10 protein-coding genes are annotated in these 16,684 nt (G+C 39.9%); 5 read left to right on the top strand and 5 right to left on the bottom strand.

Features of this window, described 5'->3' with window-relative positions:
* From ABXZ32_RS04445 to ABXZ32_RS04435, 3 genes are all read left to right on the top strand, one after another.
* Window positions 1-1,632: a trehalose synthase gene (locus ABXZ32_RS04445; RefSeq protein ID WP_354617466.1), complete on the top strand. Its 1,632-nt coding sequence runs from the start codon at window positions 1-3 to the stop codon at window positions 1,630-1,632.
* 8 nt (window positions 1,633-1,640) lie between these two features.
* Window positions 1,641-3,536 carry a 1,4-alpha-glucan branching protein GlgB gene (gene glgB / locus ABXZ32_RS04440; protein ID WP_354617465.1) on the top strand — a complete coding sequence of 632 codons (1,896 nt, stop codon included), beginning with the start codon at window positions 1,641-1,643 and terminating at the stop codon, window positions 3,534-3,536.
* A 182-nt stretch (window positions 3,537-3,718) separates the two neighbouring features.
* Complete coding sequence (locus tag ABXZ32_RS04435) at window positions 3,719-4,432, top strand: SDR family oxidoreductase (RefSeq protein WP_354617464.1); 714 nt, start codon at window positions 3,719-3,721, stop codon at window positions 4,430-4,432.
* A gap of 2 nt (window positions 4,433-4,434) precedes the next feature.
* On the opposite strand, the gene ABXZ32_RS04430 is transcribed toward ABXZ32_RS04435, so the two are convergent.
* The 4 genes from ABXZ32_RS04430 to ABXZ32_RS04415 form a co-directional block, all read right to left on the bottom strand.
* The gene (locus tag ABXZ32_RS04430; RefSeq protein WP_354617463.1) at window positions 4,435-7,185 is read right to left on the bottom strand and encodes a PD-(D/E)XK nuclease family protein; all 2,751 of its coding nucleotides are present in this window, start codon (window positions 7,183-7,185) and stop codon (window positions 4,435-4,437) included.
* A 144-nt stretch (window positions 7,186-7,329) separates the two neighbouring features.
* Window positions 7,330-8,670: an OmpA family protein gene (locus ABXZ32_RS04425; protein WP_354617462.1), complete on the bottom strand. Its 1,341-nt coding sequence runs from the start codon at window positions 8,668-8,670 to the stop codon at window positions 7,330-7,332.
* Window positions 8,671-8,784: 114 nt separating this feature from the next.
* Window positions 8,785-9,978: a glycine C-acetyltransferase gene (kbl, locus tag ABXZ32_RS04420; protein ID WP_354617461.1), complete on the bottom strand. Its 1,194-nt coding sequence runs from the start codon at window positions 9,976-9,978 to the stop codon at window positions 8,785-8,787.
* A 12-nt stretch (window positions 9,979-9,990) separates the two neighbouring features.
* Window positions 9,991-13,116, bottom strand: coding sequence for a UvrD-helicase domain-containing protein (locus tag ABXZ32_RS04415; RefSeq protein ID WP_354617460.1), 3,126 nt, complete (start codon window positions 13,114-13,116; stop codon window positions 9,991-9,993).
* Window positions 13,117-13,219: 103 nt separating this feature from the next.
* Here ABXZ32_RS04415 and ABXZ32_RS04410 point away from each other — a divergent pair, with 103 nt between their 5' ends.
* Both ABXZ32_RS04410 and ABXZ32_RS04405 read left to right on the top strand, forming a co-directional pair.
* On the top strand, window positions 13,220-13,828 hold the full coding sequence (locus ABXZ32_RS04410; RefSeq protein ID WP_354617459.1) for a superoxide dismutase: 609 nt from the start codon (window positions 13,220-13,222) through the stop codon (window positions 13,826-13,828).
* Between the two features lie 115 nt (window positions 13,829-13,943).
* A complete protein-coding gene (locus tag ABXZ32_RS04405; RefSeq protein ID WP_354617458.1) occupies window positions 13,944-14,081 on the top strand; it encodes a hypothetical protein in 138 nt (45 codons plus the stop codon).
* Between the two features lie 690 nt (window positions 14,082-14,771).
* Here ABXZ32_RS04405 and ABXZ32_RS04400 read toward each other — a convergent pair.
* Window positions 14,772-16,670 carry an amidophosphoribosyltransferase gene (locus ABXZ32_RS04400; RefSeq protein WP_354617457.1) on the bottom strand — a complete coding sequence of 633 codons (1,899 nt, stop codon included), beginning with the start codon at window positions 16,668-16,670 and terminating at the stop codon, window positions 14,772-14,774.
* Window positions 16,671-16,684: the final 14 nt, after the last annotated feature.

Genomic DNA, 16,684 nt, shown 5'->3' with positions numbered 1-16,684 from the left:
ATGGGAAAAGCAAAAAAAGATACGATAGCACAACCCCCTTATACCTTTGATACTCCATGGGAATCCTTAATGGAGGATGCCAAATTCACTAAGGCCTTTTTGTCCGATGTGCTGGAGAACTATATTGTAAAACAACGTTGGTACGGAGGCAAGTCCAGCAAGTTGAAATATATTGAACTTCAGAAATATTTTAGGATACAACAAAACGAAGAGGTCTATTATGGGTTGTTGTTGGAAGTGAATTTTGAAGAAGCTTTTTTTCAGCATTATTTTTTGCCCATTGCCTTTATCTCTGATGGAAGTTTTGATGAGAAGGAACGGATTTTGCCATTATCCATAAAGAACCAGGAAGGCTTTATCGTAGATGCCCTTAATTTAGAGGCATTCAGAAAACTTGTTTTTGAACGGATAGTGAACTCTGTTCCCAATGACACTACCAAGGTAAGGTACCATAAGAGCGTTAATTTCCACGATACCGAGTACGTTTCTTCCCGATTTATGGGTCTGGAACAGAGCAACACCTCCATTATTATCAATGATAGATCGGTCATCAAATTCTTTAGGCGTATCTATTCTGATAAGAATCCGGATTATGAAATGAGCTGTTTCCTATCGGAGATTAAAGGATTTAAAAATACACCTGCCTATCAGGGGAGCATCAATGTGGTGGAGGACGACTTTAACATCACCGTGGCCCTAATGCAGGAACTGGTTCCAAACCAGGGAGATGCTTGGGAGTATATGTTGAAGGAGGTGAAAAAGGTCTTTGGCAATCTGGAGTATAAGCATATAAATATTGACATGTTGCCAGAAGTGCCCATTTTCGCAAGTCTTGGGATTAACGATGTGCCTCATCAGATTATTGATTGGGCCGGACTCAATGTGTTCCTGAAATTACAAATATTGGCCAAGCGTACGGCAGAAATGCACATTGCCCTAGGATCGGAGCATGGGGATACTGCATTTACGCCAACCCATTTTAATGGGGATTACGAGGTATGGCTAAAGAATAGATTACTCTATCAATTCCAGAACAGGCTAAATATTGTAGAGAACAACATGCATCGGTTAGAGGGGCTTTCCTTGGACCTTGGAAAGGAATTCTTAGAACGGAAAAATGAAATCCGAAAGCGGTTTATCAATTTTGATTGGACCAAGCTAAAGGGAGAACGGATTCGAATCCATGGAGATTATCACTTGGGACAGATTTTGGTGAAGGATGATGATTTTTACTTGTTGGATTTTGAAGGGGAACCTGAGAGTACCATTAGGGACCGAAAAGTAAAACAACCGCCACTAAAGGATGTGGCCGGAATCTTCCGTTCCTTTCATTATGCCATATATTCAACTATATTTAGCCATGGGGAAGAATTTCCATATAGCCAGGAAGAGTTATTCAAGGCAGGAGAAATTTTGTACCGCTATTTTATAGGGGTATTTATGGGAACTTACGTTGGGTTGGTAAGGGAACACAATTTGAATATTGGATACTCCCAGGAACGCATCTTTATTTTGAAATACTGCATGTTGGAGAAAGCGGTATACGAATTGGGATATGAAATGAATTCAAGGCCCCAATGGGCAGTAATTCCCCTACAAGGGATAATGAGCATAATTAACGAGTCAAATTAGAAGGATACATGGGAAAAGTCATACCACATAGTTTATTTTCAGAATTCGATATAAACTTGTTCAAGGCAGGTAAACACTATAGGTTATATGATAAATTAGGGTCGCACCAAATTGAAGTAAACGGGGAAAAGGGCACTTATTTTGCCGTCTGGGCTCCCACGGCCAAATCGGTCTCTGTAGTTGGAGATTTCAATTATTGGCTAGAAGGTGACCATAAATTAAATGTGCGTTGGGACGGCAGCGGTATTTGGGAAGGATTCGTTCCCAATGTTGGCCAAGGTGCAGTCTATAAGTATAAAATACATTCCCATAACTATGACATGAAAACCGAAAAGGCGGATCCCTTTGCAAGATCTTGCGAGCATCCACCAAAGACAGCTTCTGTGGTATGGGAGGACGACTATAAATGGAAAGATTCCGCCTGGATGGGCTACAGGGAGGATAAGAATGGATTGGACAGACCGTATGCCGTTTACGAGGTACATTTAGGATCGTGGAAAAAGAAAAATGAGAAGGAATTTCTAACCTATACGGAGATGGCCGATGAACTGGTCGCCTATGTAAAGGAAATGGGTTTTACGCATGTAGAGTTCATGCCCATCATGGAATTTCCGTATGACCCTTCTTGGGGATACCAGCTTACAGGATATTTTGCCCCAACTAGCCGTTTTGGGAGTCCGGCAGAATTTAAATTATTGGTGGATAAAATGCACCAGAACGATATTGGGGTCATTTTGGACTGGGTACCTTCCCATTTTCCAGAAGATGCCCATGGTCTTGGATTTTTTGATGGGTCCCACTTATACGAACACCCGGATAGAAAAAAGGGCTACCACCAAGATTGGAAGAGCCTTATCTTTAATTACGGAAGAAATGAGGTGAAGGCATTTTTGATCAGTAACGCCGTTTATTGGCTAGATCAGTATCACGTAGATGGATTAAGAGTAGATGCTGTGGCCTCTATGCTTTATTTGGATTATTCAAGGGAAGATGGAGAATGGGAGCCCAATATATATGGGGGGAATGAAAATTTGGATGCTATAGCCTTTATCAAAGAGCTTAATGAGGAAGTGTACAAGAGTTTTAAAGGAGTTCAGACCATTGCAGAAGAATCAACGGCCTTTCCAGGCGTTTCTAAGCCTATAAATTTGGGTGGACTAGGATTTGGTATGAAATGGATGATGGGATGGATGCATGATACGCTGACCTACTTTAAAAACGAACCCATCTACAGGAAACATCATCAGAATGATATTACCTTTAGTATGACCTATGCCTTTACAGAAAATTTTATGCTTCCTTTTTCACACGATGAGGTAGTTTACGGGAAGCAATCCCTTCTTTACAGAATGCCCGGGGATGAATGGCAGCGTTTCGCTAATCTTAGGTTGTTATTGGGCTATATGTATACCCATCCAGGGACTAATTTGTTGTTTATGGGGGCGGAGTTTGGACAATCTTCGGAATGGGATTTCGAAACAAGCTTGGATTGGCACCTACTCCAATACGATGTTCATTTGGGAGTACAACAGATGGTAAAGGATTTGAATAATATCTATAAAAGTTATCCGGCTCTTTATGAGAAGCAGTTCAGTCCCGAGGGCTTTCAGTGGATAGACTATGGGGATCATGAACATTCTGTACTTACCTATACCAGAAAAGGACACGACAAAAAGAACGATCTTTTCATCGCCTGTAATTTTACCCCGGTGCCTAGGGAGAATTATCACATTGGAGTTCCGAAATCTGGAAAATTCAAGGAAATCTTTAACAGTGATGACGAAAAATACGGGGGCAGTGGCATGCTCAATACAACTATAAAAGTATCAAACACCCCATGGAATGGACAGGAAAAGTCGGTAAGAATAAACATTCCTCCTCTAGGGATCGTTATTTTTCAATAGGTCCTGAAGTTTGTAATCCATCCAGAAAATAAATTTTATATGCCCCGTCCAGTTTTTTCCATTGTAATGGGATTAATTGGTCGGGGCTCTTTTTTTAGCTTGCATTTCATTTAAGAAAACAATAACGCCGAACATTTTTAATTGATCGGCCATAATTATAATTTCACAAAAAAGAAACAGATATGATCAATTTAAAGAATAAAGTAGCGTATATCACTGGGGGTTCCAAAGGAATCGGTTTTGGGGTTGCAGAACAATTGCTCAAAGCCGGAATGAGGGTAGCCATTAGTGGACGCAATATGCAAACAGTAAAGAAAGCCGCCAACGATTTGGGAACACCGGAGAATGTTTTGGCCATAGCATCGGATGTCACCAAACACGGTGATGAGGCTTCCGCTGTAAAATCCATTCTGGAAAAATGGGGACAATTGGATGTGGTGTTGGCAAATGCAGGGGTTGGGCATTTTGCGTCCGTAGATGAACTCTCTGAGGAAGATTGGCACCAAATGGTGGACACCAATCTAAATGGAGTCTTCCACACCTTAAAAGCATCCGTAGAGGCCCTAAAGGTGTCTAAGGGATATTATATTACGTTGGCCAGTTTGGCAGGAACAAATTTCTTTGCCAATGGGGCAGGGTACAATGCTACAAAATTTGGCGTTGTTGGTTTTACCCAAGCCGCAATGTTGGATTTGCGTAAATACGACATTAAAGTGTCAACCATCATGCCAGGTTCCGTAGCATCCCATTTTAATGACCACGAACCATCTGAGGCCGATGCTTGGAAAATTCAGCCAGAGGATATAGGGGAATTGGTCTTGGACCTTTTAAAAATGAATCCGAGGACCTTACCAAGTAAAATTGAGGTAAGGCCAACAAGGCCAGATTTAAAATAGAACTAAACCTCCTTTTCTACAAAGGGAATGCCCGGATTGCAAATTTCCAAAATCAGGGTTTGTAGGGCAGTGTCAAATAGGGCAATCGTTTCTTGGGTAATTAAGGTATCCTTGTTGCGGTCGCCCTTTTTTGGTTTAGTGGCAAAAAGTAGAAGTCCTTCCCTCAGATTTTTAAATGAAATGATTCCTGCCTCCAATTTTTGAATGGGTTGTTTGTTATTGTACATTAAGGCATAACAAAGCAATTGAAAGGCCTTGCTAAAGTCATAGTTGGTTATCAGTTCATCCCAGTCGTACACTTCCACATCTTTTGACGTTACCTTTCCCGTTTTATAATCTATAATCCTGAGAATACCATCCTTTTCATCAATACGGTCCAATTTTCCCTTGAGCGTTACCGGAAAATTCAATCCTTTTATGGCCAACTGTGTGTTCCAACCTTCTTCAAGGCCCAAAATTTTAATTTGATGGCCTTTAATTTCTTCAAGTTCTGATTTTATGAAATTCTCAATGTATTGGAGCACTACATTATAGGCTATTAAGTTTTTGCCCCTGCTGATATCCCCATCGGCATAATTTAGTACAAAATGTTTTTTTACTACGCCTTTGATCAATGGAAACATAGAATCAAGGGCTTCCTTGGTAAGGATCTGACCAATATATGGAATATAGAGTTCTTCCAAGGAGTCGTGAACTATAGTGCCAAAGGTATTGGCAGCCACGTTTTCTTCCACTTCATTAACATCATCGATCTTTAAAATACTTCGCTTGTAAAAATCGATGGGGTTGCGGATGTAGTTGGTTAGGGAGGATGGCGAAAATCCCTTTTCTGCCAGCTCCTTAATTTTTTTCATTAAGGTCTCATCCTTTGGGATGGTACACATCTTTTTTAACGAGGTCTTTATCTCTGGTGCGGCCACCAGTTCTGTGATATCCTTGCTTCTGTTCTTGTCCGTCAGTAACTGGGCTATCAATCTACTTTTTTCTCCTCCTTCAAGCACGTCGGGCTCCGTATTGTATAAAATATAGACGTGCTTGGCGCGCTGCAATAATCGATAGAAGTGATAGGTGTAAACGGCGTCCTTCTCCTTGTAGGTGGGCAGACCAAAGGCAATTTTTAAATCAAAAGGCAAGAAGGAATTGTTGCTTTTTCCAGAAGGGAGGATACCCTCATTGACTGATGTTAAGATCACAGTCTCAAAATCGAGGTTCCTACTTTCCAGCATACCCATAATCTGAAGTCCCTTTAAAGGCTCTCCCCTAAAGTCCAAGGTTTCTGATGACAGTAATTCCCTATACAGACTTATAAGTGATCTTAGATCGGATATATAAGGGTATTGCCTTACCAATTCGTTCAGTTGGTTGAACAATTCATGGAATCTGTATAAATATTCCATTCCTAAGTCTTGTGCCCCTGTTTTAAAGGGGTCTTTTAAACCTAGAATGACTTTTGAGCAGATATCCAGAAACGCTGATACGGAAACGTTCTCTTTAAAAAAGAGATTGTGGATGTTCGTAATTTCTGAAGGTATGACCGAATTGATCTTATCATGACTTACATACGACCAGTTTTTAGATTTTATGGCCTCACTCAATATATAAGAGCCATCAACATCCTCCTGTGTCAAATATATTTTTGTATATGGATGGGATAGAAAATTGAGCAGATCTTGAAAGTACCAGCCTTGCGGGTCCTTATTTAAGTAAAGTTCAAAGAACTGGGTAAAGAAACTTGCCAAGGGACTATTATGCAATGGATACCCCATGGTGATGTTGACACCTTCAATTGCTTCTGGCACAGAATTCATGATTGGGTTGAGCAAAGTTTCGTCCCCTAAAACTACAGCGGTATTCTTTAGTGATTCTTTATTTGATGCCTGTATGGTGTCTAAAAGATGCCCTACGTATTTAGCCTGGGTAACGTTTTTGGGCAGGCCCACGATTTGGATTTCTTTCTTTTCAAGATAATTTTCCTTTACCCCTTTCTTGGGCTTGCTGAGGAGGCAGTTCCATGTTTTAAAATGCTGGCGAATAAAATGGCCGGCATCATGAATATTGTCCTCCAAAAAATAGGGATCAATATCCCAGTGTATTTCACTGGGGGTGGTTTCCAAGATCTCCTGTATTATTTTGGATTCTGCCGTATTCAAGGCATTAAAACCTATAAAAACATGGATTGCACCAGGCTTGGTCCCCAAATAGGTTTTTAATTGTTCCGTGGCTCTTCGGTATACCAAGCCTTGATGGCCAAGGCCTTTTTCCAACAAGGAGGTATTGAAAGTTTCGTATAGCTGTGGTAGATTGTCCCAAAACTGTAAATAGTCCGTAATCATTTTGGTCTTTCCCTCTTGCAGGGACCAATGGTTGATTTCTTTGATTGCCGAGAGATGGGAAAAAATAGCATTTGAATCAACGAGGTATCTATCTATTTCATTAAAATCCTGTAATAGGGTCTGGCCCCATTTAGAGAATGCATAAAAATTTTCAGGCTCTTCCCGGGTGGTTTTGAGGTAGCTTTCGTAAAGGTGAAATAACTGCTCGGTATTATTGGCATAGCCCAGGTTGGCTATCTTTTCGATAAAGGTTTCAATACTATAGATTTCTGGGGCAAAGGCAGTTTTGGTGGCCATTTTCCCAATACTGTTTCTCAAAAAGGTTCCTGCTCTTTTACTGGGTAATACAAAAATAATTTCCTCAAGTGAGCCGTATTTCAGGTGGACCTCTTCAATAACTTCTTCAAGAAAACTCTTCATAAATACATCGCTTAAAATAGGAGTATAAATATAGGGATATAAAAGAGTTATTTGGTTATGACCGGGAGGGTGTTCGGTAGGGTATTTAACAAAAAAAGCTCCGCAATTGCGGAGCTTTTAATTATGATTGAGAATTGATCTTGATTACTTGATCAAGTTAATTTCAACTCTTCTGTTTTGAGTTCTACCAGCTCTTGTGTTGTTGGTAGCGATTGGCTTATCTTCACCATATCCGATAGCAGTTAACCTGTCAGCTCCGATTCCTTCTTTGATTAAGAAGTCTCTTACTGAATTAGCTCTAGATTCAGATAGTTTTTGGTTCAATGAGTTACTTCCAACGCTGTCAGTATGACCTTCAACAGTAAACTTAGCTGTTGGATATTCTTTCAAGATCAAGATGATATCTACCATTACAGCAGTAGATTCAGCTTTGATAGAAGATTTACCAGTGTCGAACAAGATCGTTCTTGCATAGTCGTTCAATTTTTTCTGAACTTCTGCAGTTACTTCAGGACAACCTTTGTTAGCAACAGTTCCAGCTACATCAGGACAAGCATCATCTTTATCCAATACTCCGTCTCCGTCAGTATCAGGCCAAGGACAACCTTTGTTTTCAGCAGGACCAGCTTCGCTAGGACAAGCATCATCTTTATCAGCAACACCGTCACCGTCAGCATCAGGACAACCAGCTAAAGCAGGAAGACCAGCTTCGTTAGGACAAGCGTCATCTTTATCAGCAACACCGTCACCGTCAGCATCAGGACAACCGTTCATTTCTTTAGAACCAGCTTCGTTAGGACACTCATCTTTGCTATCTTCGATTCCGTCACCGTCAGTATCAGGACAACCGTTGAATATTGCAAGACCAGCTACTTCAGGACAAGCATCGTCTTTATCATAGATTCCGTCACCGTCAGTATCAGTTCCACCAAATTTAATGGCGATACCTGCTAAGTGTTGGAAATGTTTTACACCGTAATCTTCGAAAGCGTGCTTGTAGGTAGTCTGTACAGTTAGACCGATGTTATCGGAAAACCAGTAGTTAACACCAACACCTCCATTAACAGTACCAGCACCAATTTCATCAACCCAAGTATAACCACCTCCGATTTCAACGAAAGGATCTAACTTAGTGTTTTTCAAAAAGGCATATTTAATAGTACCGTCAGCAGCATAGTGAGAAAGATCATCTACACTTACATCACCTAATTTGGAAATTCTGTTCAATGAACCTCTAGCTCCAATAGAAAATCCGTCACCAACATATTTGGATACAGAAACGTAGGAAATAGATGGAAGAATGTTCCAGTGGTCGTTTACATTAAAGTATTCGTTTCCAAATGAGCTTACATCACCAGTTGGATAAACGTCAATCGCGTTAACACCAAAACTAACCTGCCATGGGTTGTTTTCGTCCTGCGCGTGTAAGTTGTTTAATCCTACAGCAAGTAGGGCCACAACTAATAATTTGCTAAGATGTTTCATGTATTAAAATTTAAGTTTAAGTGTTTATTAGCTGCAAATGTAAGTTGTTAAAAATTATTAACAAAATCAATTTCCTATTTTTTTTAACTCATTTGTTTTAGGGTATTTCCACTTTTATATCACGTTCAAAGCCTTGCCAACCTCAGTAAATGCTTGGATTGCCTTATCCAAGTGTTCAATTTCATGGGCAGCGGAAAGTTGTACACGTATTCTCGCTTTCCCTTTTGGGACCACGGGAAAGAAAAAACCAATCACATAGATGCCTTTCTCCAAAAGCATATCTGCCATTTGTTGAGAGAGTTTGGCATCATATAACATTACCGGAACAATTGCCGAATCCCCGTCAATAATATCAAAACCAGCATCTTTCATTCCTTTCTTAAAATACTCTGTATTTTTCTGAAGCTTATCCCTTAATGTGGTGTCCTTATCCAACATCTCAAATACCTTAATAGAGGCTCCTACTATTGTTGGGGCCAAGGAATTGGAGAATAAGTAAGGTCTGGATCGCTGCCTTAAAATTTCAATAATTTCCTTTTTACCAGTAGTATAGCCTCCCATGGCGCCTCCTAAGGCCTTCCCTAAGGTTCCTGTGATAATGTCAATTCTGTTCATGACCCCTTTCTCCTCTAGGGTGCCTCTTCCCGTTTCCCCAATGAACCCGGCAGAATGACACTCATCTATCATAACCATAGCGTCATACTTATCAGCAAGGTCACATATCTTGTCCAAAGGAGCCAATAGGCCGTCCATGGAGAAGACCCCATCGGTAACAATGATCTTAAAACGGGCATCGTCCTCATTGGCCTGTTTCAATTGGGCCTCTAGATCTGCCATATCATTGTTGGCATAACGGTATCTCTTGGCCTTACATAAACGAACCCCGTCTATAATCGAAGCATGGTTAAGCGAATCAGAGATTATAGCATCCTCTGCTCCCAGTAGGGGTTCAAAGACCCCGCCATTGGCATCAAATGCGGCCGCATATAATATGGTATCCTCTGTACCATAGAAATCTGCGATCTTTTGTTCCAGTTCCTTATGTATATCCTGGGTACCACAGATAAAACGTACCGAGGACATCCCAAACCCATGGCTATCCAAGGTATCCTTGGCTGCTTTTACCACTTCGGGATGTGCAGAAAGCCCCAAATAATTATTGGCGCAAAAATTTATGACCTCCTGACCGGTAGAAATTTTGATCACCGCTCCTTGGGGTGAAGTTATGATGCGTTCCTTTTTATAAAGACCGTCATCCTTGATATTTTGTAATTCTTCTTGTAAATGTTGTTGAATACTTCCGTACATATGATTAAGGTATTATATGAATTCTGGTGTTATGGTATCATTAATATAAACGATAATTTTATTTTTAACAGTAAAGTTCATGGCTTCCATGGCCAAGGCATAATCATTCACCTGTGCATGGTGGGTAGAACTCCTGATTCCTGTTTTGTAATCAATTATCGTTACTGCCTTTTCTTGTAGCACAATCCTGTCTGGTCGCAAAATTAACCCGATTTGGGTAATTATATCCCTTTCATTCCAAACAATTGCATCCGAATGGAAAAATTCTTCCAGTTCTGGGTGGCGGACAATCTTTAAAAGAACCTCATTCAGGGAGTTTGTTTCCTGATGGGTAATTTGGCCATTTCTTTGCATTAAGGTTAGAGCTTGGGCAATATCTGCTTCAGTCTTTATATAACTTAAAAGCTGATGCAGTACATTTCCTTGTTCCATGGCAAGTTCCGCCCCTGAATCCCAAAGAGAGCCCGAGGTGGTGATGAGGTTGAAACTTGGCCTATCCTTATAAGTAAGGGCATAAGGGACGGTTAATTGATCCATCATGGGCTTTTGATGCTCTTCTGCAAAATTTAGCCCACCAAATGCATAGGAGTGCTTTGAAGGATCCCATTGTCCTTTTTCCTTTAAATAATGTATGAACAGCCCAGAATAGAAATCCGTTTTGTGATCCCCATTGCTTTTGAGATCTTTCTTGGTTAGTATATAAAGTGCATCTTCAGCTCTTGTCAGCGCAACATATAAAACATTAAAGGCGTCCAATTCCAATTTATGCTGCTCTTCCTCGTAGAGCGCACTGGCAGCTTCTCCATATTCCACTACCTCTTGTTTTTTATTCACCAAAAGCGCTTCAAAACCGTTGAACGAATCCGCATCCACAGGGATCCATAATTTTGCATCTATTTCCTTATAGAGCTGTTCATTGGCATAAGGGAATATTACGATGGGAAATTCCAAGCCTTTCGACTTGTGCACGGTCATAATCTGAATGGCATTCACACTTTCAGGAGCCGTTATGCTTAGCTTGTCTTTTTTCTTTTCCCAATAGGTCAGAAAAGAATGTGGACTGCTCCCATCTTTTTGTTCCACCTCCAGGACCGTATCCATTAAATAGGTGATGTAGGCATCAGAACTTTCTATTAAATTGAATTGCTTTATGGCGTGTTCCAACCCGTCATAAACCGAGTGTTGTTTTAAATACTTGGCATCAAAATCATATACATTTTTTAATAGGTCACCTACGGCCTCCATATGTGATGCTATAAAATTATGATTGGGTCCTTTATCCCCTGAAAGAAAATAAAGTATTTCAAAAGCAATTTCCTTATTATTAGGATCGATTGAATAGTGCAGGAGGGCAATTAAAAATTGAACTTTTGGACTGCTGTTCAATAAAAGGGTTTCAGAGGAAATGATTGGGATTCCTTCTTTCATTAGAAAATCTGCCACGATAATCCCATGTTTACGGCTACGTGTAAGAATGCAGATATCTTTTAACCCAAAATTCTTTTCCCTTACTTCTTCAATGCATTTCAGTATCTGTGCACAATAATGCTCATTTTCGGTCATATCCTCCGATTCCTCAACAAAGCTTATTGTCACCAAGCCGCCCTTTTTGGAATTGTATTCTTGCTTGTTCCCCTCAAGAAACAATTGATTATAAGCAACATTATTGAGAAAGGGACTGGCAACGGTAAAGAAATCATTATTGAATTTGATCACCTCTTCACAGCTCCTATAATTGGCAGGTAAATTTTTGGTATCCGGGGAAAGTACGAACGGATTTTTTTCTAGGTTGATCAGGTTTAAAAATTGTTCCGCTTTGCCACCGCGCCATCTGTATATGGCCTGTTTGGCATCACCAACTAATAATAAGGACCCTTTTTGCCCAAGAAGATCCTCACTCTCCAACGCGTTTCCTATTAAGGGGATCAGATTGTTCCACTGCATCTCCGAAGTGTCCTGGAACTCATCAATAAAATAATGCCGGTACTTTTCGCCCAGCCTTTCGTAGATAAAGGGAGCAGGCTGATTTTTAATTTCTTTCGAGATGATCCGGTTAAAGGAGGAGATGGGCAATTGGTCCCTTTCCAATTCCAAAGCTTTCACCTCTTGCTGTATGGCATTAAGGACCGTGAGGGGAACTATGTTATTATAGGCATTCTCAAGAAATAGAATTTGATACACGATATGTTTTATCTTTAAGTAGATTTCCAAAAGTGGTGGACAAATTTCAGAATCCAATGCAGATTTGGCTTTTTTGAGTATGCCATTATTTTGGAGGTTCTGTTCCAACTGATTTTTATATAAACCAACGGATATTTCACCATCTGCAATCCTTTTAAAGTGGTTTGGTAGTGTTTCTCTTGGAAAGTCGGTGGTCTCTAGGCCAAAACTGTCAATTAAAGGAAATATACTGCTAGCTAAAACTTTAGAATCATTCTTTAAATTCAATATTTCTGACTGGATTTTTTTCTTCAGCACCAAAAAATCACCTATTTCCTTATCTGTAATCTGTTTTAGGTGGTCGGCATGATTTTCATCAAAGAGCAACTTCCCAATTTTGGCCAAATCCAGACTTATGTCCCAACTTTTGTCCTCATTTGCTTTTTCCAGGGCAAAATCCAGCAATACTGAGGTGAGTTCTTCATTGGTCCCCGCCTTGTTGATGAGTCGGGCTATAGCCTCATCCAAAAGAAGGGCGGTGTCCATAATTACCTCAAAATTCTGTGGTAGTTTTAAGTCCTTTGCAAAGGTGCGAATAAGTCGATGCGTAAATTTATCTATAGTGGACACATCAAAAAAAGCATAATTGTGCAAAATCTCTTTTAGCGTTTTTCTTGCTTTTTTTTGAAGGTCTTCAGCGCTCATCTGCAGCTCTTCCGAAATGGTAAGAAACATGGGCGATGCCTCTTTTAAGGAGGTGGTCTCCCCAAAATCGTACAGACTGCCCAAGATGCGTTGTTTCATTTCATTCACGGCCTTGTTTGTGAAGGTAATGGCTAATATTTGGCGAAAACTACGGTTGGACCTGGAAGCAAGAATAATTTTAAGATACTCCTTGGTTAAGGTAAAGGTCTTGCCCGAACCGGCAGAGGCATTATATATTTTGTAGTTGGCGTTCTGCACTAATTTTATTTGCAAAATAAGGATTCTTGAACAGTTCTTAACAAATTATTAATGGAAATTGCTTCTTAAAACCTTAAATTTGGGAAACAGAAATAATTAACTATAAAACACTATAATTATGGCTTTTGAATTACCTAAATTACCATATGCATACGATGCATTGGAACCTCATATTGATGCTAAAACAATGGAAATACACCATACAAAGCATCACAATGGATATACCACCAACTTGAACAACGCAATTGAGGGAACTGACCTTGCCGGGAAATCCATAGAGGATATCTTGAACAATTTGGACATGTCCAATGCTGCTGTAAGGAACAATGGAGGTGGATTTTACAATCACTCCTTGTTTTGGGAAGTAATGTCACCGAAAGGTGGAGGTGAGCCTAGTGGAGAGGTGGCAGATGCCATCAATTCCGCATTTGGATCGTACGATAGCTTTAAAGATGCCTTTGCAAAGGCGGCAGCTACAAGATTTGGTTCTGGTTGGGCATGGCTATGTGTTCATAAAGGAGGTAAATTGGAGATTTGCTCTACACCTAATCAAGATAACCCATTAATGCCAGGTGTTGGTTGTGGTGGATTCCCAATTTTGGGATTGGATGTTTGGGAGCATGCGTATTACCTAAACTACCAAAACAGAAGACCTGATTATATTACACATTTCTATAATATTATCAATTGGAATAAAGTTGCTGAACTTTACAAAGCCAACAAATAATAATTAAGCCTTTAAGGTATAGACCATCTTACTCATTGTAAGATGGTTTTTTTTGTTCCAATAAGTAGGTGAAATTGATGCTTCAAAAAGCAGTAATAGTCTGATATCTAAAAGTATGGCTAGAGAAGTTGATTTGGAAAGTAGGGGGGTGCAAATAGAAAAGGGTGGAGAAGTCTCCACCCTTTTCATCCCAAATCTTACCATAAACTTAACCTACTTATGCTATGGCGGTACTAAATTACTGGTATTGTGAGAAATAACAAAGAAAAATGAATAAATTTTCGAAAGAATAGATTCGGATATTTTTGTTTTGAGGTATGTAGAGTGCTATTGTTTTGATTATCAGAAATAAAAAAGGCGGAGTTTCCTCCACCTTTTTTCCCCAAATCTTACCATGAACTTAACCTACTTATGCTATGGTCCTTCGAAAGTAGAGCAATAGGTGGAAACGAAACAATCTTTTAGACTAAGCCCTTTTAAAATGGGTTGAAATGCTTTTTTATCGATGAGTGGCAATGGGAAAGAAATTCTAAATATTGGGGTAGAGGATGTAAAAATAAAAAGGTGGAGTTGCCTCCACCTTTTTCCCCAAATCTTACCATGAACTTAACCTACTTATGCTATGGTCCTTCGAAAGTAGGGCAATAGGTAGAACTGAAATAATTTTTTAGACTAATTCCTTTTAAAAGGGGATGAAACGCTTCTTTGCCGATGAACGGACGCTTGAAGGGATGTTCAATTATTGGGGGTAGAGGGCGGTTAAAATAAAAAAGGTGGAGAAGTCTCCACCTTTTTTGCCCCAAATCTTACCATGAACTTAACCTACTTATGCTATGGTAGCCATAAAAATACTTGTGGAAGGTTCGATTTAAATTATAAGACCGCCAAAATGCGATTATTATCGATGAAATGCACATATTTGTGCATTTCATCGATAATTTTGTTAATATGCGCGTTGGTTTTTGCCTTCAAAGAAATTGATAAAGGCTCTATTAACAACTCTATTCCCACCGGGCGTCGGATAGTCACCGGTAAAATACCAGTCTCCCAAATTTTTGGGGCAGGCCTGGTGTAAACTTTCAACGGTCTGATAAATAATCTCCACTTCAGCTTTTATTCCATCAGGACATAACAATTCCCCAATTTTTTTAGAAATCTCCTCTGTGGTAAACGGGGTGTAGAATTCTTTGACGTAGTTGATGATATCACTATCCGGGTTGCTGACCTGATCCAAACATTTCTTGTAGATCTCCTCTACCAGATGCATGGTATTTTTTTCTTGGTGTAGCGCAAGTGCCGCCCTGAAAGCAATGAAGTCTTCCAATTTGGCCATATCTATACCATAACAATCGGGATATCGTATTTGTGGAGCGGATGATACCACGATTATTTTTTTAGGCAACAATCGGTCTAGTATGCCAAGAATACTTTTCTTCAACGTAGTTCCCCTAACAATACTATCATCAATAATGACAAGGTTGTCCCCTTCTTTTACTGAACCGTAGGAAATATCGTATACATGGGCGACAAGATCATCCCTGCTGCTATCCTGTGTGATAAACGTTCTAAGCTTGGCATCTTTGATGGCTACCTTCTCTATTCTAGGACGCACCTCTAAAATTGCATGTAACTCTTCTGAGGTAATCTTGGAGCCTATAGCCAAGATTTGTTTTTCCTTTTGCCTGTTAAGATCGTTTTGGGCCTCCTTCACCATTCCGTAGAATGATGTTTCTGCGGTATTGGGAATATAGGAGAATACAGTGTTTTTGATATCACCATCTATCGACTTCAAAATTTGTGGATAAAGCAATTTCCCCAATTCCTTTCGTTCCTGGTATATTTCTTTATCACTACCCCTTGAGAAGTAAATACGCTCAAAAGAACAGGCCTTGCGTTCTTTTGGTTCCAATATTTGTTTGAGCATAACTTCACCATTTTTCTTAATGATGATTGCCTTGCCCGGATCCAATTCTTGAATATCCTCATACCTTACATTAAAGACGGTTTGTATGGCCGGTCTTTCAGAGGCAATGGCCACCACTTCATCATCTTGATAAAAATAGGTAGGTCGTATCCCGGAAGGATCTCTTAGTACAAAGGAGTCTCCATGACCTAACAAGCCTGCCATGGCATAACCTCCATCAAAGTTCTTTGCCGCTTTTCTCAGTATTTTTGCAACATTGAGCCGCTCAGCAATTATAGGGGATGCTTCGCGTTTACTGAAACCTTCCTTTTTTATTTGCTTGTATAGTTTTGCTACTGCATCATCCAAAAAGTGACCTATCTTTTCCATTACCGTAACAGTATCGGCAAGCTCTTTAGGGTGCTGTCCAATGCGGATGAGGTTGTCAAAGAGTTCATGAACATTGGTCATGTTGAAATTACCGGCCACAATAAGGTTACGGTGCATCCAGTTGTTCTGTCTTAAAAAAGGGTGAACACTCTCTATGCTATTTTTTCCAAAAGTTCCATAACGAACATGACCCAATAGGACCTCCCCTATATAAGGTATGTGTTTTTTTTGCTGTGCCACATCATCCTGATATTCTGGATGCTCCAATAAAGTGGTATTTATGCGATCGTTGATTTGTGCAAAAATATCCTGAATGGGTTGTTGGGCAATTGAACGTACCCTGCTCATATAGCGTTCCCCGGGCTCCATATCCAATTTTATACTGGCAAAGCCAGCACCATCTTGCCCACGGTTATGCTGCTTTTCCATCATGAGGTACATTTTGTTGACCCCATAAAAGGCAGTACCATATTTCTCTTTATAGTACTCCAAAGGCTTTAATAATCTAATTAGGGAAATTCCACATTCGTGCTTAATAGCGTCACTCATGATAAATAGGTATT

This window comes from Sediminicola luteus (assembly GCF_040566555.1).
GTDB lineage: Bacteria > Bacteroidota > Bacteroidia > Flavobacteriales > Flavobacteriaceae > Sediminicola.
Note: the sequence above shows the minus strand (reverse complement) of the source record. Positions and strands in the feature narration are given on the sequence as shown.

Coding starts and splice junctions, on each gene's coding strand:
- ABXZ32_RS04445 (WP_354617466.1), top strand. CDS start 1: ATGGGAAAAGCAAAAAAAGATACGATAGCACAACCCCCTTATACCTTT.
- glgB (WP_354617465.1), top strand. CDS start 1,641: ATGGGAAAAGTCATACCACATAGTTTATTTTCAGAATTCGATATAAAC.
- ABXZ32_RS04435 (WP_354617464.1), top strand. CDS start 3,719: ATGATCAATTTAAAGAATAAAGTAGCGTATATCACTGGGGGTTCCAAA.
- ABXZ32_RS04430 (WP_354617463.1), bottom strand. CDS start 7,185: ATGAAGAGTTTTCTTGAAGAAGTTATTGAAGAGGTCCACCTGAAATAC.
- ABXZ32_RS04425 (WP_354617462.1), bottom strand. CDS start 8,670: ATGAAACATCTTAGCAAATTATTAGTTGTGGCCCTACTTGCTGTAGGA.
- kbl (WP_354617461.1), bottom strand. CDS start 9,978: ATGTACGGAAGTATTCAACAACATTTACAAGAAGAATTACAAAATATC.
- ABXZ32_RS04410 (WP_354617459.1), top strand. CDS start 13,220: ATGGCTTTTGAATTACCTAAATTACCATATGCATACGATGCATTGGAA.
- ABXZ32_RS04405 (WP_354617458.1), top strand. CDS start 13,944: ATGGCTAGAGAAGTTGATTTGGAAAGTAGGGGGGTGCAAATAGAAAAG.
- ABXZ32_RS04400 (WP_354617457.1), bottom strand. CDS start 16,670: ATGAGTGACGCTATTAAGCACGAATGTGGAATTTCCCTAATTAGATTA.